This window comes from Metabacillus rhizolycopersici, assembly GCF_020075705.1.
Window position 1 is genome coordinate 22839 of sequence record NZ_JAIQUM010000036.1, and the last position, 18691, is coordinate 41529.

The following is an 18691-nucleotide window of genomic DNA, read 5'->3' on the forward strand; positions in this document are numbered from 1 at the left end:
GTGACAAACCGTTTATTTGAATTTTTACCAGTTCACTTCTATAGTGAAAAAACAGTAGAATACACGTTAATCACATGCTATTTTGCAAGATATTCACCTCTAAATTCAAAGAACAATTCACATCAAAAATGAGCTTGGAGATCTATCTCCAAGCTCATTTTTGAACGATTCCATCCTTTTGAACAAGCAATTTTAAGTTTTTTACTATAAGGTGAGAAAAAAGAAGGTCTAGTTACTTTACTATTCGATCGAACCTTTGGATGAGATTAAAAAATAAACAAAGAATACAATGCAAATAAATGAGACGAACCCATATCCACCGAAAATATCAAATTTTGATGAAAAATAACCAAATCCTAAACCTGTAATGGTTAGGACTTCATTTAGCCCTAATGAATGAAACGAATCAATTGTTGCTCTCATGGAGGAATTGATTCGATGATGCAAATATCCGGTTGTTATAGGTTCGATTATCCCTGAAAACAAACAAATTAGAAAGATTGTTGCTAATCCCGTATAGTCCTTAATCAATGATACATATTAGAACCCAATTGCAAAAATAGCTGTCACGCCCAAGAGCATCGTTCTGTTTCGGAATCGGTTTTTCATTACATGTGTAAGTAAATTTCCAGGAAGTCTCGTGATCATAATGACTGCTGAAAATAGTCCAAAATATAAAATAGGGATCTCCAGTCTATTTAAATATAGCTGCCAGAACTCATCGATGAAGTTTAATGCTGCACCAGTAACCATTTCAGAAAGCATCACAAGACAAATATCTGGTTGTTTTCTGAAAAAGTGCAAAGAAGCTTTTATATATTCTTTGATCTTGATTGACTTATCGAATTTGTTTTTATCAGATGGCTTAACTAACATTAAAGATACACAGAAAGACACAAGTATACTAACAATAGAAATCCAATAATTCAACTCAAATCCATATTGACTTGCCAAAAGACTCCCACACAATGCTGCTATGATCGTTGCCGTGAAATCCCATACATTCAAGTAACCGAGATACTTTTCAAAAGTCTGCTCCTGACCATTTTGCAATAATGAATCATAAAGCAGTGCATTTTCGTCCCCATTTATCGGCAATGATACCTGTAGGAACTTCAAGTAAAGCAATGGTTATCGCAAAAAGTATTTCTGTATAAACGACCATCTGAATGGTCATGCCTTTTTGTTCCCAGAACAATCTCTCAATGACATAGGCAGGTGTTAGGTTGTAAAAAATCGTATCGCATATATCTTCCATGTTAATTCCTCTCATTTTTAATGGCCACTTAGCAAATCAAAATATGGAGGTGCTCGTGTACGATTTAATTCTAAACCTTAGCAGGGAGGTTTTGCGTATGGTGATATAGAAACAGCTCCTTTGTTTTTATTTATTATTCACCTACTTTTCTTGTTACATCAATTGTAAGTGGAAGGAAATAACTGGTCAATGAGAAGGTTTTTGGGCGAATTTGGAGAGTTACTTGTAAGAGGACCCTATCCATTTTATAATTTAATTAATGGATTTTTTCATGTACTCTTTACTTATTAAGCAAATCTCTGTAATCTATTGAGAGAATAATATGATTTTTTGCAAATGATAGTTTTGAGAATTGGGGGAAATAAAAATGATTAAAGCAATTTTCTTTGATTTAGATGATACATTATTATGGGATCAAAAAAGCGTAAAAGAAGCATTTATTGCAACTTGCCAGCTAGCGCAGGAACAATATGGGATCGATCCAGATAAATTAGAAGAGGCGGTACGTGAAGAAGCTCGAGAACTTTATTCCTCTTATGAAACATATGAATTCACACAAATGATTGGGATCAATCCTTTTGAAGGACTTTGGGGAAATTTCTTGGATGATGAAGAAAATTTTAAAAAGATGAAAGAAATCGTGCCTACCTATCGTAAGGAAGCGTGGACAAGAGGATTAAAAACGTGTGGAATTGATAACCCAGAGTTTGGGGCCAGATTAGCAGAAGAGTTTCCCGCACAAAGACGAAAAAGCCCATTTGTCTATGAAGAATCATTTAGCGTATTGGACAAGTTAAACGATACATATCGGTTATTGTTATTAACAAATGGTTCGCCAGATCTACAAAATACAAAATTAGATATAACGCCAGAGCTTGTTCCATATTTTGAACAAATTATTATTTCAGGCGCATTCGGTAGAGGTAAGCCGGATGCTTCAATTTTTGAACATGCACTTGAAAAAATGAATTTATCAAAAGATGAAGCTATTATGGTGGGTGATAATTTAATGACAGATATCCTTGGAGCTTCTAGGGTTGGAATGAAATCGGTTTGGATTAATCGTCATGATAAAGAACGAAATGAAGTCATACCTGATTATGAAATTACTCATCTTGAAGAACTTTATTCGATTTTAGATGAGCTTAACAAGCAGTAGGTAGCGATTCTAAATAATCTTTTTCATAGCCTGATACTAATTTAATTTGGTATTAGGCTATTTTGATTTAGCAATCCGTATTTTTTCAGTGAATCCTGAAATGCGTAAAATAGATTTTTCATTATTCAAATGGTATAGTATGTGACGGTACCAATGAAAAAACATCACAATGTTTAATCGATTAAGAGGAAGCTGACAACATGAAATCAACAATCTTTTATATAAAAACATGGCAAAAGGCTTTGAGAGCTGAAATCATGCACTTAAAGACATACGGAAGTACGAAATACTCTGTGAAAAACGGGGAAATAATCACGAATAACGATACATTTACCTATTATTTTGACACGGCAGCTATAATTCGTATTCCAATCGGTTCAAGTATAAGAATGGAAGCTGGGACAATCACTGTGAATGGGAAAATTCTCTCTTCAGAGGGGAGAAGTGTGATTGTTTCTCTTGAAGAATCGTTAGGGAACAATTTAAACGAACTGTTTCTACTCCATGATCCGTGGGAGCTATTAGATCAGTTACATGAGCGCTTAGAAGAAATAAAAGAGAGCAAAAGAAAACGGGCACGGATAAAAAGACTAATGAATCCTTCTAATGAAGCGAAACATCCAACTGAAAATATAAAATCTAATGTCCATGAGCTCGTTTTAAGAAGCAAATACAACCCAGTCACTTTTGTGTGGGGGCCACCTGGTACAGGAAAAACCTACACCCTTGGAAGGGTTGCAGCAAATAAATATTTTAAAGGTTATCGTGTCCTTATTCTTTCACAAAGTAATCAAGCTGTAGATGTTTTGATGACTGAAATCTCTCGCTTTGTCGATAAAAAGGGACGTCTTCGTGAAGGAGATTTGTTGCGTTACGGCTCTCAATCTGCAATCGTCTCAGAATCTTCGCTGACAACAACGGAGCTCATTCAAAAAAGACATCCAGACTTAGCAAGTCAAAAATTACGTTTGCAAGAAGAGCGGAAATTAATAAAGCAGGATCTTGGGCGGTCGTTTAGTAAACGCGATTCAGAACATTTGCTTGAAATTGAAGGAAAGCTTGCCAATGTGTTAGAGAAAATCCGCCAAAAGGAAATCCAATTTGTAAAAGATGCCGATATCATCGGAACAACACTATCAAAGGCAGCGAATGATCCAACCATTTATGAAAAAGACTATGACCTTGTCATTGTTGACGAAGCGAGTATGGCATATGTTCCTCAAATTGGTTTTGCAGCATCACTAGGACAGCGATTCATTGTTTGCGGTGATTTTAAACAACTTCCACCAATTGCTGCGGCAAGAAATCTACTTGTTGATGAGTGGTTAAGAGAGGATATTTTCCATAAGGCTGGGGTTGTAGATTGGCTTAACGATGACAAAAAGTTACATCCTCACTTGTTTCTTCTGAAGGAACAAAGACGAATGCATCCTGATATTTCTTCTTTTACGAATCAATATATTTATGATTCACTTGTGGGTGATCATGAAAGTGTAAAAACAGCAAGGAATGCAATTGTTGAACGAGCACCGTTTGCAAACCGTTCTTCCGTTCTTATTGATAGTAGTTATACAGGGAATCACTGTTTACGTGAAAAAACATCAAACTCGAGGTTTAATTTGTGGCAGTTACTCTTGTCATTTCAACTTATTCATGAATCATATATTGCTGGTTCAAAATCCATCGGCTATGTCACTCCCTATCGTGCGCAGGCAGTTTTAATGCAATCCTTATTAACAGACCTCTATTCAACAGAACTTCAAGAATCAGATATCATCTCAGCAACCGTTCATCGTTTTCAGGGAAGTGAGCGCGATGTAATGCTATTCGATACGGTTGATAGCTATCCACAAAATCGCCCAGGAATGTTAATAGTAGGGAAAAATAGTGAACGACTTATTAATGTTGCGATTACAAGAACACGAGGAAAATTTATTCATCTTTGTGACCACCATTTTATCGAGTCCAATGTTTATCGAAATAAGACAATCCGAAAGCTTGTAGATCATCAATTTACCAACAAGCAGGAAGTTTTGCCACATCAAATAGGTACCTGGGTTAAACATCAACATCCAAATTTATTATGGATCCATGCGAAAAAGCTGGATAAAATCAAATTCGATATTCGTCAAGCTAAGGGAACGATTTTTTTAGGTTTACCTGCTGGAAAAGTGATAACAAATGAATGGTTGAACGTATTAAATAATCGAGATGACAAAGTTTCACTTACTATTATATCAACGGTAGAAATCAAACATGTAAAAGTTGATCAAGTTATTCATCAATCTGTATCATTTCCATTCGTTATCATAGATAATAAATATTTATGGCTAGGGTTGCCAGTTGAAGCAACAGTAAACATGAGACCTCCGTATGTGGCAGTTCGTTTATCCTCAAATGTTGTGATCGACTATTTTCTTTCACAAATTATATAGTTTTCTCTATAAAAAATTTTGCCATTTAGGAATTATCCATGCATACTTTGTACTAGTTATAGCGAAGTAGTTGTATAACTAGTATCGCTTACAATGAATTAAAATTAGGTTTTGAAGAAGCATATAGGTGAGGATATTAAGTTTATTCAGCTAATCTTTGAAGGGACCATAGTGATTATTGGCTAAGTTTGACAAAAGCCAATAATTTTTTTATTATTTTGATAGATAATATGAACATATACTCATGTTTTAATATATACTAATTCAAGGGGGTGTTTTTCTGTGGGAGAAGCAGTAGATAATGACAATGAACAAATTGATCAGCTTGATGAAGAAACACTTTTTATCGTATCTCAAACATTTAAAGCGTTAGGTGATCCAACGAGGATCAGAATTTTACACTTATTGTCACAAAATGAGCACTCTGTTAATGATATAGCCGAAAACCTAGAGCTCATGCAATCAACTGTATCGCACCAGCTAAGATTTTTGAAAAATTTACGGTTGGTTAAGTATAGAAGAGAAGGGACAACATTATATTATTCCCCAGATGACGATCATGTAATGAATGTATTGCAGCAAACTATACATCACGCACAACATCATTAAGCTTTTAATTGGAGTGGAGCGAAATGAATGAATTTAAAGTAAAGGGTTTAACGTGTGCAAACTGTACACGAGAACTTCAGGAGGAAATAAATAGACTACCTTCAGGAGAAACAGCATCTTTAAGTTATAATACTGGAAAGCTTCGATTAGAGAATACAGTTGATATGAAGAAAGTGAAGGAGATCTTATCATCAGATGGCGCCTTTATAGAGAGCGATGGAGAAGAAGGACACCAGCATGAGCATCATTCAGTAGTTAATTGGATCGCTCTTTTATCAATTTCTGCTATTTTCTATGTTGCTGGATTTATAACTGAACAATGGGGAAATGAATTTATAGCAATCGGTTTATTTCTTGCAGCGACCGTACTAAGCGGATATCATACGTTTTTAAAAGGCTTGAAAAATTTAGTCAGGCTTAAATTTAATATTGAAACGCTAATGACAATCGCCCTAATTGGTGCGCTTAGTATTGGAGAGTGGAAGGAAGGAGCTCTCGTCGCGATTCTCTTCGGTTTAAATGAATATTTAGAAGGCTTAGGTATGCAAAAGGCGAGAAAATCAATGGAAAAGCTTCTTGAAATTGCTCCTAAAGAGGCAACTCTTCTCGAAAATGGCCAAGAAAGAATTGTAAAGATTACAACATTGGAAGTAAATCAAATTGTCTTAGTACGAGCAGGTGAAAAAATACCTTCAGATGGGATTGTAATTGAAGGGACGAGTTCAATAAATGAATCGGCAATTACTGGTGAATCAATGCCGGTAGAAAAAGCAATTGATGATTCGGTTTTTGGAGGAAGTATAAATAATGAAGGCGTCCTAAAGGTGAAAATAATGAAAGCGTATGAGGACTCATCTTTAGCAAAAATTCTTCATCTTGTGGAAGAAGCGCAGGAAACGAAGACTCCGACAGAATTATTTATTAATAAATTTGCGAAATACTATACACCATTAATTATGATTCTTTCAGCAATCGTGATGATTTTACCACCACTTTTATTTAACGGACATTGGGGAGAGTGGTTTTACCAAGGATTAGCCGTTTTAATCGTAGGCTGCCCATGTGCACTCGTATTATCTTCACCAATTGCGATTGTTTCAGGGATCACAAAAAATGCGCGAAACGGAATCTTAATTAAAGGTGGAGTCTTTTTAGAGCAATTAGGAAAGATAACAACCATTGCTTTCGATAAAACTGGTACGCTAACAAAAGGTGAGCCATATGTAGAAGATATGCAAGTGTACGATCCGACATTCTTACAAATTGCCGCTTCAATTGAGAAAACTTCCTCACATCCAATTGCAAAGGCTGTGCTGCGCAAAGCTGAGGGAGTTAATTTAGAAGAACCAGAAGAAATATCCACAGTATCTGGGAGTGGAATTATCGCCAAGATAAAAGGAGTTACTTATTATTTAGGGAATGAAGCCCACATTAAACATCTTAAACTAAAAGACCGAGTGAAAGATGATATTAAATTCTTTAAAGAATCTGGAATGACAATCGTTATATTAGCGAATGATACCGATATTCTAGGAATAATGGGTATCGCTGATCAAGTTCGTGAGGAAAGTGCATCGGTTATTTCTAATCTGCATAGGGCAGGTATCAATAAAACAATTATGTTAACTGGTGACCATGAAAAAACAGCAGAAAAAGTAGCAAAAGCAGTGGGTCTTACATCTTATTTCGCAAGCTTATTACCAGATGGAAAAGTCAAAAAGGTAAAAGAACTATCAAAAAATGAAAAAGTCGCGATGATTGGGGACGGTATAAACGATGCACCTGCACTAGCGACAGCGGATTTAGGTATTGCAATGGGCAAGGGAACAGATAGTGCAATCGAGACTGCTGATATCGTACTCATGCAAGATCATCTAGGTAAATTACCATCAGCTATTAGATCAGCTAAAAGGGTTAATACAATTATTAAATGTAATATTGTTCTAGCACTTGGATTAAAACTAATTGCTTTACTTTTAACAATTCCAGGTCTATTAACACTATGGATTGCGATTTTATCAGATATGGGAGCAACGATTTTGGTTACGTTAATTAGTCTAATGGTCCTTTATGAGAGAAAAGAAAAGTAGATTGAACGTTTAATTTAGGGAATAATGATTGGCATAGGTTGTTTAATGATGGAAAGAAGCGCATTATTAGGTACATGAGAGAAAAACGTGTTCACCCTTATTTTTCAGAAAAGGAACTTCGAGATTAGGGTTACATTTATATCAAAATATCGCTTTTGTTATAATGGATATTTTTATAACACTAAATATTGCACAAAAATAAAGCAGGCTGTCGGGACTCCCGAGGTAGCCTGCTTTATTTTGGTTTATGAAACTTGTGTATATTTACGGTTATATCTCCCATTAAGTAAATTTGAGATGTGGAATACCAAATTTAACGTAAATAATCTATAGAGGGGAATGAATTATATAGCATAAAAAAGAATTAAAAATTATTTTTTTAAAAAAGTTAACAAAATTAGCGTCATGCTATATGAAGATTTAGTCGAAATATAAAGAGACTTATTTTACCTAATCGACTCAATAAAGGTGTACAAGGAAAAATTAATGGCGAAGAATAGAGAGAAATTAATTTTTTAAGAAAACTATCCCTATACCATTACTACTATATCAATATCTTTCCCTAAAGATGAAAGTTGATAAAGTTAATAGTTACTGTCATTTTTAGACAATAAATTCCGAAATGATTAAAAAAGATTTTCAACATAATTCGTGAATTTCCATTAAAATTCTACATAAATATTTTTTTTCGTTTTATAGTGATTTTATATTTAAATCTTCATTAGTTGATGAGAAAAAGGGGGATGGTATTTTGGGTTACCCCTTATCATTACTGGATTACTTTCTAAAAACACAAGAGCGTAAATCGGTATAGTTCCCTTTATATGTAAAAAAATATTGTTCTAGTCTCTCAAGTATGAAAATATAAGTATCGGATAATTCAGAATTTGTCGAATGATTTGTCGTAAATAGTACAACTTTTTATAGTATTATATTGGAGAATATTCACACTACATAAACCACTTGGGGGAGATACTATTGACACAAAATGAAGTTGTAATCGCGAGTGCTGTAAGAACACCAATCGGAAGTTTTCTTGGAAGTCTAAAAAATGTTTCAGCAACTCAACTAGGGGCAACAGTCATTAAAGAAGCTCTTGAAAGAACTGGTATTAGTCCTAATGAAGTTGATGAAGTTATTATGGGGAATGTTTTGCAAGCAGGACTTGGACAAAACCCGGCACGACAAGCTGCTCTTGCAGCGGGTCTACCTCAAGAGGTATCATCAATTACAATAAATAAAGTATGTGGATCAGGTCTGAAAGCGGTACATTTAGCAACTCAAGCTATACTTGCAGGGGATGCAGAAGTAATCGTTGCAGGTGGAATGGAAAATATGAGTCAAGCTGCTTACTTGATCAAAGGTGGTCGTGAAGGATTTAAAATGGGAGATCAGAAAATAGTTGATAGCATGATCAGTGATGGATTATGGTGCGCTATGAATGACTATCACATGGGAACTACAGCTGAAAACCTTGCTGAAAAGTATGAAATCTCACGGACAGAACAAGATGAGTTCTCTGCTTGGAGTCAACAAAAGGCTCAAGCTGCAATTGAATCGAATCGTTTTGCTGAAGAAATTGTTCCTGTAGAAGTAGCTGGTCGTAAAGGACAAGTTACTGTAGTTAACCAAGATGAGTTTCCACGATTTGGTACGACAGCTGAAGGTTTAGGTAAATTACGTCCAGCATTTAAAAAGGATGGTTCTGTTACAGCTGGTAATGCATCAGGAATTAACGATGGTGCTGCGGCATTTGTTGTGATGAGTCGTAGAAAAGCAGAAGAATTAGGAATTGAACCATTAGTAACGATCAAAGCAAATACGAGTGCTGGTGTTGATCCGAGTATCATGGGTATTGGACCAGTTCCAGCGGTTAAAAAGGCCCTAGAAAAAGCTTCTTTACCATTAGATGAGATTGATTTAATTGAAGCCAACGAGGCATTTGCAGCTCAAGCAATTTCTGTTGATCGTGAGCTTCATTTTGATAAAGAAAAATTGAATGTAAATGGTGGAGCGATTTCACTTGGTCATCCAATTGGGGCTAGTGGAGCAAGAATTCTTGTTACATTACTTCATGAAATGAAAAAACGAAACGCTCGCTACGGTTTAGCTACGCTATGTATCGGTGGGGGACAAGGTGTCGCTACAATTATAGAAAATTCAGTAACTGAATAATAGAGAATAAAAGCGGAAGGGGCTTGTCGCTTTCGCTGGATGTCGTGTGCTTATCCACAGTACAAGAATTTTATAGTTTCTTGGTAAACGAGAACTAAAAATAAATAAACGAGACTTCATAAATAAGTAGTCTCGTTTATTTATCATTAATTAGCGATCAGTTATTGTGATTACTATTTAAATGCAATTGTCTATAACGTTACAAATCTGTGAGAAGCATCGTAGCTATCGATTATGCTATCGCTTGTTTTATACGACTAGACCACCATCAACACTTAAAATGGCTCCGTTTACATAATTCGCATCATCTGAAGCTAAAAATAGATAGGCAGAGGCAATATCTTCCGGTTTACCGAGTTTTTTTAGTGGAGTCTTGTCTTTCATTATATCAAGTACTTTTTGTGGTACTACAGAGGTCATGCCAGTTTCAATGAAACCAGGGGCAACAGCATTGACCCTAATTCCTTTTGGACCAAATTCTTTTGCCCAACTTTTTGTCAATCCAATGACTCCAGCCTTTGTTGCAGCATAATTGGTTTGGCCAATATTCCCATACAAGCCAACAACAGATGAGGCATTAAGAATCACACCTGATCCTTGTTTTAACATGATAGGGGCGACGGCCTTCGTACACTTAAAAACGCCTGATAGGTTTACTGAGATGACTTTTTCCCAATCCTTTTCATCCATCTTTGTTAGAAATCCATCAATTGTAATTCCGGCGTTGTTAATTAATACATCAATCTTGCCGTGCTTGTCTAAAGTTGATTGGACCATTTTTTCAATCTGTGCACTATCTGTAACATCAACTTTATAAAAGTCTACTTTTTCGTTGCCAAACTCTTCTAGAGTTGCTAGACCAGCGGCATCGTCATAATCACATAAAACGACACTGGCTCCTTCTTGAAGAAATTTTTTAGCCGTTTCCTTGCCAATACCCTGAGCTCCACCGGTAATAATAACTACTTTTTCAGTTAACTTCAAAAGTCCCACCTCTTTTTTTAGGCTAACGTTTCTCAGAAAACAGACAGTAACATTATCAATGAATTGCGACTTTGAACATAGTGAAAAATACAATTTTTTCTAGTACAATTTCATCTTATTCTCTTAGTAGAAAAAAAAGAACAGCGAAAATCCGCTGTCCTATTTAAATAATCCCAAAGCCATTTTTGTATTTGTTTCATATAAATCAACAAACAGTTTTTGTGTTGTTTTAATTTGAACTGAAAGATCTTCACGAATCTTTTCTTGTTGTTCAAATCCGTTTTTCACAGTTTGTTGAAATTGCTCTTGTGATTGGTTGAGTAAATTTAAACCTTCTTTATAAGGTGTTGCAGTTAATTGTTGAACACGGTTGTTAACATCATCAAATTGTGCATTCCATTGCTCATAAGCTTCGCTTGCTGAAGTACCGAAAACTTTTTGAATGTTTTCTTTAATAGATACACGAAGATCTTCAATTAATTTCTTTTGTTCGTCTTCGATTTTAGTTAGATCATTTGCAACTTTTTCCCAAGTTTCTTTTTGAGTTTCTAAAGCTTGAAGTAATAGAGCTTCTACTTCTTTTCGAGAAGTGTAAACCAAGTCCACACTGTTTGACCAATTGTTAAATAGTGAATCACCTACATTAGCTGTTTCTTGATTTTTGTTATTTTGTAATGTTGCAGTTGCAGTTGCCATTTTAAAACCTCCATAAATAATTTTTATTATGATTGCAGGTATACTGCAGAATCACCAATTTGATAGAACTACATAAACTAACTAATCTTTTGAATCATCATTCTGTGTAAAGGATGTAGGCATAAACATATCCATATACATAGTAAAAAAGCGGTTAATAATGGATTGGTATTGTTCAAGTGAATTCGAGCAAGTCTTTAAGTAGGCTTCACCTGCATCTGTTATCGAGTAAATCCTTTTTGCAGGTCCACCTGTTGTTGTATCCCACTCGGACTTTACCAAATCATCCTTTTCTAATTGTCGAAGAGTTCGATAGACATTTCCTTGATCAATAGATGAAAAGCCAAATTGAGTTAACTCTTGAATTAACTTATAACCATGTAAATTCCAATTACGTAGACTTAACAGAAGGACAGGAATCATTAAGTTTTTAGGCATAGATGTCATTACCTTCTCATCTTTTGATTGGGAGTTTTTGGTGGGTTCATTTTTGTTTGTTGTCAAAATTTATCACTCCTTTGTTAAAGTCCCTATGTGTAATTTACACCTAAATGAGGGATTTGTAAATAGAAATTAGAAAAATTAGAAAAAAATAAAAATTTTAAATATTTCCCTTTCATTATTGGTAAATAATTAGTATTATAGAATTGTCAATAATGCACAACTGGGAGGAGAAAAGATGACTAGAGATTATAATATGTTTGAAATGTGGAAAGATTTTTATGACCAATCTAGTAACCTTGTAGATCAAAAAGTAAAAGAAGATTTTCCTTCTCAAGGGATGGGACAGATTTTGGAGATGAATCTTTTATTCAAAAAAATGTTGAATGAAACGTCGGAACGTTATTTAGAGCAAGTGAATATACCTACTCGAAATGATATTGCTAACATTTCATCTTTAATCGTCAACGTGGACTCAAAGGTAGATGATTTAGAAGAATTAGTGGAAGAAACGAAAGAAAATCAAGTAAGCCAGGCGGAACTTAAACGAGAAGTAACGAACTTAAAAAGGGAAATGAAGAGTCTTGATGGTAAGCTTGAACAAATCATTACCCTGTTAAAAGCACCAAAACAAACAAATGCAAATACAAATACAAAAGCAGCTGCAATTGCTGAGAAACCAAAGCAAAACAGCTAATCAATCAGCCTGGTAAATACGTTAATTTATAAACATACTAAAAACTAAGACAAATGGAGTGTATGAAAATGACAGAATTAAACAACAAAGTAGCCATCGTAACAGGTGGAAGCAGAGGTATCGGTGCAGCAATTTCAATGGAATTAGCTAAGAACGGTGTAAAAATCGTAATTAACTATAATAGCAAAAAAGAAGTAGCTGACAAAATGGTAGCAGATATTAAGGAAATCGGTGGAGAAGCTTATGCAGTACAAGCAGATGTTTCAAATAGTAAAGATGCAGAAAATCTTGTGAAAGAAGCAGTTAATCAGTTTGGCAGAGTAGATATTTTGGTTAATAATGCAGGTATTACAAGAGACAGAACGTTTAAAAAACTTAGTGAAGAGGATTGGAGAAAAGTTATTGATGTCAATTTAAATAGTGTTTATAATACGACATCTGTTGCTTTACCACATCTTCTTGAATCAGATGCAGGACGAATCATTAATATTTCGTCTATTATTGGACAAGCTGGTGGTTTTGGACAAACAAACTATGCTGCAGCAAAAGCAGGATTAATTGGTTATACAAAATCACTTGCACTTGAACTCGCTAAAAGTGGTGTAACAGTTAACGCGATTTGCCCAGGATTTATTGGTACTGAGATGGTTGCAGCAATGCCAGAGAATGTTCTTGAAGGAATTGTCTCTAAAGTTCCACAACGTCGTTTAGGAACACCTGAGGAAGTAGCAAGTGGAGTTGTTTTCCTATGTAAAGATGGCGCTTATATTACTGGACAGCAACTAAATATTAACGGTGGACTTTACATGTAAGTGTAATGAACGCATGATCTTCTGTATATACTATACAGACTGTTATAAATATGTAGGGAGTGAGAATTATTAGCATCCTGGGGTCGAAAGAATGGAAGGAACAAGTTACTGATATGATGCCTGAAGATTATCAAAAGTTTTATACACGTGTAGAAAAGGCAACTAAAATTTTAACGTCTGATGCCGAGCCAGAGGTAGGTCCAACTCCAAAAGAAGTCATTTGGACAAAAAACAAAACGAAGTTATATCGGTACGTATCCGATCAACCGAAAAAGCATAAAGTTCCACTTTTATTGGTTTATGCACTGATTAATAAGCCATATATATTGGATTTAACAAAGGGAAGTAGTTTCGTTGAATATTTAGTTAATCGTGGTTTCGATGTATATCTTCTTGACTGGGGAACACCAGGTTTTGAAGATAAAAATATGAAACTAGATGACTATATTATGGATTACATTCCACGTGCAATTCGCAAAATATTGAGAAATTCTCAAGCTGATGAAGTATCGATTCTTGGGTACTGCATGGGTGGAACAATGACGTCCATTTTTGCTGCACTACATCCTGAAATTCCTGTTAAAAACATTGTATTTATGACAAGTCCTTTTGATTTTGAGGATACAGGTTTATACGGAGCAATTACGAATGAGAAATATTTCGATGTCGATAAGGTTGTCGATACGCTTGGGCTTATACCACCGGAAATGATTGATTTTGGGAACAAAATGATAAAGCCAATGTCAAATTTTTATGGACCTTATGTGAGTTTAGTAGATCGCGCAGAAAATGATAGGTTCATAAAAAGTTGGAAATTACTTCAAAAATGGCTGAATGACGGAATCCCATTTCCTGGGGAAGCTTATCGTCAATGGATTAGAGAATTTTATCAGCAAAACAAGCTTATTAAAGGTGAACTAGTTGTTCGCGGCCGTAAAGTTGATCTAAAACAAATTAAGGCTAATGTACTCAATTTATCTGGTGAAACAGATATTATTGCTCAACCACATCAAGTAGAAGCGTTGATGGATGTTATATCTAGTAAAGATAAAAAATACATGAATCTACCTGTGGGACATACGTCTATAACTTTCGGTTCTAAAGCAACAAAAATAACGTATCCAACTGTTTGTGATTGGTTGGAAACGCGTTCAAATTAGTTAAAGCATCAGCTGTCTAACTAAAGTAAATTCATAATGTATTTGAAAAGTGTCCCAAAGTCTAACTTGCGGGACACTTTTTATTTGCAAAGTTTTTTACATAGGCTGTTTTCTCAAACTTTGTTTCTATTGCCATATAGGAGTATTCATGCAGTCGTCATAATAAAATCGTGAAGATGCTTATTGAAAAGGTCCTTTTTTTCGATATTGCTCAAGTGTCCAGTATTTCTAAAGATTGATAATCGTGCATCACGTATGAAAAGCTTCATCAAATAAATGTTTATCGACGGTGTGACTTTATCATGTGTGCTTCCGATTAACAAAACAGGCTTCTTTATGAAAGGTAGGAAGGAATAATAATTGATCCCGATAGGGGCCTTTGCTGATTTTATGTAAGTGTCGCGGATATGAAATGCCTTTCTGGCTTCTTTTTGATAGGAGTTATCATAAAGTGCTGCCTTCACAATTTGATCAATCAGCTTTTGTTGATCTGTTTGTAAGAGTTGATTAGAAAGATGAATAATTCCATTTGCTAGAAAAAACGGGATATATGAAGTGGTATTAGACAAAATTAATCCCCTTACAATCTCAGGACGCTGTTTGTATAGTTCTTGCGCGACAATTCCTCCTAAAGATAATCCACAAATGAAGGCTGACGATATCTTCAGGTATTCTAAAAGATTGATGATATCCAATGCAAAGTTTTTGATTGTAAGATCCTCATTCATGATCGTTTCGCCATGACCTCTTAAATCTGGGATAATTAGCCGATATCTATTTGCTAGCTCATGTTGTGGTATCCAAGCTTCTTTTTTGCTGCCTAGGCCATGTATTAGGACAATTGGAGTTCCTGTCCCTAAATCGTTGTAAGATAACATTATCAACTACCTCTCATAATTAATAATGTTAGTATCAACAAAAATAGAAACATTCAAACGATGGTAGAAAAAGACTCATCAAAATTTGTCTAGATTAGATCGTATTCTTTGGAACATTCTACTTGAGCCTTTTAGATTATTTGTTTCATTTGCGTTATTTTGTATACGATGAATCTCTTAGCTCTCAAAAATGTAGAGCTAGTCATTTTTACCGGGAACCCACTTATTTACCTCATTAAATATGTTTATCATTTTTTCTTGCGGGTTAAATCGCTGATGAAGGATGCGGTCTTTTGTTTATTTATCTAATAAAGAAACATTGATTTTTAATTAAAATTAATTTGGAGAAAAATACAGTTGTTTTTACCTAGATGAATTTAAGGATTTTTAACTGATTTTTATAACAAATAAAGGGATTTGTAGCTTAATGGAGAATTTAATTATAAATATGGAAAATTAGGTAGATGATGTAGAACGGTGTCAATTCAAGGAAAGAAGGTAAGTAATATGAGTGGAGAGTTTTTTGCTAATTATAAAGAGTTTATTCGAATTCCTATAGAAAAACAAAAACATAAGCATAAAGAATTTGATCCACAAGATTATGCTTTACATTATATCCTCACTTTGTCACTTAATGATTCTCTTTTATCAAACTGGGGAGAAGCGAATAAATATGAGATAGAAGTAGATAAAAGTATTGAAAAAGTGTTAGAAGAATTTAATAAAACGCAGAAAGGGCTTTATCACCTTCAATTACTTGAACTTGAAGAGGATCAATTGTATTTTGTTCTATCGTTATCTTGTAAAACGAAAGTTGACAAACAAGTAGCTGAAGAACAAATTGCACATATCATCGAAAAGGTCATATCAAACCCATTTTATGTTGGGCAGTCCTGGTTTCGTTTGATCGGTGATAGAGGGAGAATTGATCGTAAACTTTTTTGTTTTTCATTTATAGAATATAAAATATGAGTTTTTATTATGGTGAAAGTCCTGATATTTCAGATTAGAACATCAATCGACAGAATCATTTCAATTAAGGAAAAATAATGAGTTTTCAACATGAAACAGAGAAATTTGTACATAGGATTCGAGACTTAAGACTTACATTTAAAGCGAATAAATGTAAGTAGTTGTCAAAGGTTCAACCCGCGAAATAAAGGGGTTGAACCTTTTTTACGTACATTTTCCTTGTATGTAGAACAAACTCTGGAATTTCCTACTAAAACACTACCATCAAATCGGAACGAAAGAGCTATTCCTAATGAACTTGTTTTAAAGGTTCTAAAGTAAAATAAGACTGTATATCATCTATGTGTAAAGCATGTATAAAAAGATTCTTATTGCTGATTAACGGGTTTTGAAACCCCAGTTAATGAAAGTATCGCTTCATTGTGCATCGAGTAATTTTCTCGAGGGAATAACCATCTAAGTAACTAACTACTGAGTTCAATCGTTTATACCATATCAACGAAATACTTTCATGTTGTAAGTGCGGAGAAAGGATAAAATGCGGTTCTTAGAATATGGTGAAAATCTTGCTTTTGATAAAAAAGTGGAAAAATTATGAAAAAAGGGATGGTAAAATAATCTGTTCTATAATACAATTATAAATATATAATCTGTAATATAACAAAAATCAATGAGAGGAAGGATGAGAAAATGATTGCAGAAACAAATGGTTTGCAGATTAATGGAGAAATATTACCTGAATATGAAGAAATCCTTACACCCGGGGCACTTAAATTTGTGCAACGCCTTGAACAGCAATTTGGGGAAAGGAGAAAAGAACTTTTAAACAGAAGAAAACGAGTTCAAGAGGAAATAAATCAGGGGAAGCTTCCAAACTTTTTAGAGGAAACGAAACATATTCGTGAAGGGAAATGGACAATCGGTCAACTTCCGAATGATTTGAAGGATCGTAGGGTGGAAATCACTGGACCAGTCGACCGGAAAATGATTATCAATGCGTTAAATTCAGGTGCAAATGTATTCATGGCTGATTTTGAAGATTCGAATTCACCTGTTTGGGGAAATTGTATCGAAGGTCAGATTAATTTACGTGATGCCATCAGAGGGACAATAACATTTGAAAATCCCAATGGCAAAACCTATAAATTAAACGACGAAACTGCTGTACTAAAAGTTAGACCACGAGGCTGGCATCTTGAGGAAAAGCATGTCTTACTTGGTGGTCAACCAATTTCTGCTAGCCTCTTTGATTTTGGGCTTTATTTCTATCATAATGCTAAAGCTTTGATTGAGAAGGGAAGTGGTCCTTATTTCTATCTTCCAAAGATGGAGAACCATTTAGAGGCAAGACTATGGAATGATGTTTTCATTTATGCTCAAAATGACTTGAATATTAGCCAAGGGACGATAAAAGCAACGGTCCTTATCGAAACGATATTAGCAGCATTTGAAATGGATGAGATTTTATATGAATTAAAAGAACACTCTGCTGGCTTAAATTGTGGACGTTGGGATTATATTTTTAGTTTTTTAAAGAAGTTCCGTCATCATAAAAATGTTATTTTTCCTGACCGTTCACAAGTGACAATGACTGTTCCAAATATGCGGGCTTACTCATTACTTGCCATAAAAACATGCCACAATCGTAATGCACCAGCAATCGGAGGAATGGCAGCACAAATTCCAGTAAAAAATGATCCAATTAAAAACGAAGAGGCTTTCGCTAAAGTACGTGCAGATAAAGAGCGTGAAGCGAAGGATGGGCATGATGGTACTTGGGTAGCACACCCTGGTATGGTTCATACAGTAAAAGAAGTATTTGATCTTCATGTACCAACACAAAATCAAATCAATCGTAAACGTGAGGATGTACATGTAACGGCAATGAATTTGCTTGAAGTACCTTTGGGGACAATTACTGAGTCGGGACTGCGGACGAATATTAATGTTGGCATCCAGTATATTGCTTCTTGGTTGAATGGCAGAGGAGCCGCACCTATTCATAACTTGATGGAAGACGCAGCAACAGCAGAAATTTCTCGGGCTCAAGTTTGGCAATGGATTCGTCATCCTAAAGGAATTCTTGATGATGGTAGAAAAGTGACTGAAGCATTATTTCACTCTCTAAAAGCAGAAGAGTTAGAGGCTATCAAAGCAGAAGTGGGAGCGAATGTGTATGAAACAGGAAAATATAAAGAGGCTGATCAGTTGTTTGAAGAACTAATACTAGCAGATGAGTTTGCTGATTTTTTAACGAATCCAGCATATGAAAAATTATCTTAATAGTTAAAGTTTTCTTTTAGGGATCTACTAGAATAATAAATT

17 protein-coding genes are annotated in these 18691 nt (G+C 34.8%); 10 read left to right on the plus strand and 7 right to left on the minus strand.

The features are described from left to right. Window positions 1–240: 240 nt before the first annotated feature. The 3 genes from K9V48_RS15600 to K9V48_RS15610 are packed head-to-tail and all read right to left on the minus strand — an operon-like array spanning window position 241 to window position 1258. Window positions 241–531, minus strand: coding sequence for a hypothetical protein (locus tag K9V48_RS15600; RefSeq protein WP_224139956.1), 291 nt, complete (start codon window positions 529–531; stop codon window positions 241–243). A 9-nt stretch (window positions 532–540) separates the two neighbouring features. Continuing rightward, on the minus strand, window positions 541–1098 hold the full coding sequence (locus K9V48_RS15605) for an MFS transporter (protein ID WP_224139957.1): 558 nt from the start codon (window positions 1096–1098) through the stop codon (window positions 541–543). Next, complete coding sequence (locus tag K9V48_RS15610; protein WP_224139958.1) at window positions 1061–1258, minus strand: hypothetical protein; 198 nt, start codon at window positions 1256–1258, stop codon at window positions 1061–1063. The genes K9V48_RS15605 and K9V48_RS15610 overlap by 38 nt, the downstream gene beginning before the upstream one ends. A gap of 367 nt (window positions 1259–1625) precedes the next feature. Here K9V48_RS15610 and K9V48_RS15615 point away from each other — a divergent pair, with 367 nt between their 5' ends. From K9V48_RS15615 to K9V48_RS15635, 5 genes are all read left to right on the plus strand, one after another. Then, the gene (locus K9V48_RS15615; RefSeq protein WP_224139959.1) at window positions 1626–2417 is read left to right on the plus strand and encodes an HAD family hydrolase; all 792 of its coding nucleotides are present in this window, start codon (window positions 1626–1628) and stop codon (window positions 2415–2417) included. A 200-nt stretch (window positions 2418–2617) separates the two neighbouring features. Further along, window positions 2618–4852 carry an AAA domain-containing protein gene (locus K9V48_RS15620; protein ID WP_224139960.1) on the plus strand — a complete coding sequence of 745 codons (2235 nt, stop codon included), beginning with the start codon at window positions 2618–2620 and terminating at the stop codon, window positions 4850–4852. A 315-nt stretch (window positions 4853–5167) separates the two neighbouring features. Next, the gene (locus K9V48_RS15625; protein WP_224139978.1) at window positions 5168–5461 is read left to right on the plus strand and encodes an ArsR/SmtB family transcription factor; all 294 of its coding nucleotides are present in this window, start codon (window positions 5168–5170) and stop codon (window positions 5459–5461) included. 23 nt (window positions 5462–5484) lie between these two features. Then, on the plus strand, window positions 5485–7551 hold the full coding sequence (locus K9V48_RS15630) for a heavy metal translocating P-type ATPase (RefSeq protein WP_224139961.1): 2067 nt from the start codon (window positions 5485–5487) through the stop codon (window positions 7549–7551). A 978-nt stretch (window positions 7552–8529) separates the two neighbouring features. Beyond that, window positions 8530–9726: an acetyl-CoA C-acetyltransferase gene (locus K9V48_RS15635; protein WP_224139962.1), complete on the plus strand. Its 1197-nt coding sequence runs from the start codon at window positions 8530–8532 to the stop codon at window positions 9724–9726. 249 nt (window positions 9727–9975) lie between these two features. Here the strand turns inward: K9V48_RS15635 and fabG are convergent, their stop codons facing one another. From fabG to phaQ, 3 genes are all read right to left on the minus strand, one after another. Further along, on the minus strand, window positions 9976–10710 hold the full coding sequence (gene fabG, locus K9V48_RS15640) for a 3-oxoacyl-ACP reductase FabG (RefSeq protein ID WP_224139963.1): 735 nt from the start codon (window positions 10708–10710) through the stop codon (window positions 9976–9978). A 159-nt stretch (window positions 10711–10869) separates the two neighbouring features. Then, complete coding sequence (phaP, locus tag K9V48_RS15645; RefSeq protein WP_224139964.1) at window positions 10870–11406, minus strand: polyhydroxyalkanoic acid inclusion protein PhaP; 537 nt, start codon at window positions 11404–11406, stop codon at window positions 10870–10872. Between the two features lie 81 nt (window positions 11407–11487). Next, window positions 11488–11910 carry a poly-beta-hydroxybutyrate-responsive repressor gene (gene phaQ, locus K9V48_RS15650; protein ID WP_224139965.1) on the minus strand — a complete coding sequence of 141 codons (423 nt, stop codon included), beginning with the start codon at window positions 11908–11910 and terminating at the stop codon, window positions 11488–11490. Between the two features lie 175 nt (window positions 11911–12085). On the opposite strand from phaQ, the gene K9V48_RS15655 reads away from it, so the two are divergent. The 3 genes from K9V48_RS15655 (at window position 12086) to phaC (ending at window position 14516) form a co-directional block, all read left to right on the plus strand. Further along, entirely contained in the window at window positions 12086–12544 is a 459-nt protein-coding gene (locus K9V48_RS15655) for a polyhydroxyalkanoic acid synthase subunit PhaR (protein ID WP_224139966.1), read from the plus strand. A gap of 68 nt (window positions 12545–12612) precedes the next feature. Further along, complete coding sequence (phbB, locus tag K9V48_RS15660) at window positions 12613–13356, plus strand: acetoacetyl-CoA reductase (RefSeq protein ID WP_224139967.1); 744 nt, start codon at window positions 12613–12615, stop codon at window positions 13354–13356. A 116-nt stretch (window positions 13357–13472) separates the two neighbouring features. Then, window positions 13473–14516 carry a class III poly(R)-hydroxyalkanoic acid synthase subunit PhaC gene (gene phaC, locus K9V48_RS15665; RefSeq protein WP_410429604.1) on the plus strand — a complete coding sequence of 348 codons (1044 nt, stop codon included), beginning with the start codon at window positions 13473–13475 and terminating at the stop codon, window positions 14514–14516. Between the two features lie 146 nt (window positions 14517–14662). Here phaC and K9V48_RS15670 read toward each other — a convergent pair whose 3' ends face one another. Further along, a complete protein-coding gene (locus tag K9V48_RS15670) occupies window positions 14663–15394 on the minus strand; it encodes an alpha/beta fold hydrolase (protein WP_224139968.1) in 732 nt (243 codons plus the stop codon). Window positions 15395–15901: 507 nt separating this feature from the next. Between K9V48_RS15670 and K9V48_RS15675 the strand changes: the two genes are divergently transcribed. Continuing rightward, the gene (locus tag K9V48_RS15675; RefSeq protein WP_224139969.1) at window positions 15902–16366 is read left to right on the plus strand and encodes a hypothetical protein; all 465 of its coding nucleotides are present in this window, start codon (window positions 15902–15904) and stop codon (window positions 16364–16366) included. Between the two features lie 690 nt (window positions 16367–17056). Continuing rightward, window positions 17057–18649 (plus strand): malate synthase A, encoded by a 1593-nt coding sequence (gene aceB, locus K9V48_RS15680; protein WP_224139970.1) that lies wholly within the window; start codon window positions 17057–17059, stop codon window positions 18647–18649. Window positions 18650–18691 lie beyond the last annotated feature (42 nt).

What these genes read in the sequence shown, in the direction of transcription:
- K9V48_RS15610 (WP_224139958.1), bottom strand. Translation starts at nt 1,258, where the DNA reads ATGGAAGATATATGCGATACGATTTTTTACAACCTAACACCTGCCTAT.
- K9V48_RS15615 (WP_224139959.1), top strand. Translation starts at nt 1,626, where the DNA reads ATGATTAAAGCAATTTTCTTTGATTTAGATGATACATTATTATGGGAT.
- K9V48_RS15620 (WP_224139960.1), top strand. Translation starts at nt 2,618, where the DNA reads ATGAAATCAACAATCTTTTATATAAAAACATGGCAAAAGGCTTTGAGA.
- K9V48_RS15630 (WP_224139961.1), top strand. Translation starts at nt 5,485, where the DNA reads ATGAATGAATTTAAAGTAAAGGGTTTAACGTGTGCAAACTGTACACGA.
- phaP (WP_224139964.1), bottom strand. Translation starts at nt 11,406, where the DNA reads ATGGCAACTGCAACTGCAACATTACAAAATAACAAAAATCAAGAAACA.
- K9V48_RS15655 (WP_224139966.1), top strand. Translation starts at nt 12,086, where the DNA reads ATGACTAGAGATTATAATATGTTTGAAATGTGGAAAGATTTTTATGAC.
- phbB (WP_224139967.1), top strand. Translation starts at nt 12,613, where the DNA reads ATGACAGAATTAAACAACAAAGTAGCCATCGTAACAGGTGGAAGCAGA.
- phaC (WP_410429604.1), top strand. Translation starts at nt 13,473, where the DNA reads ATGCCTGAAGATTATCAAAAGTTTTATACACGTGTAGAAAAGGCAACT.
- K9V48_RS15670 (WP_224139968.1), bottom strand. Translation starts at nt 15,394, where the DNA reads ATGTTATCTTACAACGATTTAGGGACAGGAACTCCAATTGTCCTAATA.
- K9V48_RS15675 (WP_224139969.1), top strand. Translation starts at nt 15,902, where the DNA reads ATGAGTGGAGAGTTTTTTGCTAATTATAAAGAGTTTATTCGAATTCCT.
- aceB (WP_224139970.1), top strand. Translation starts at nt 17,057, where the DNA reads ATGATTGCAGAAACAAATGGTTTGCAGATTAATGGAGAAATATTACCT.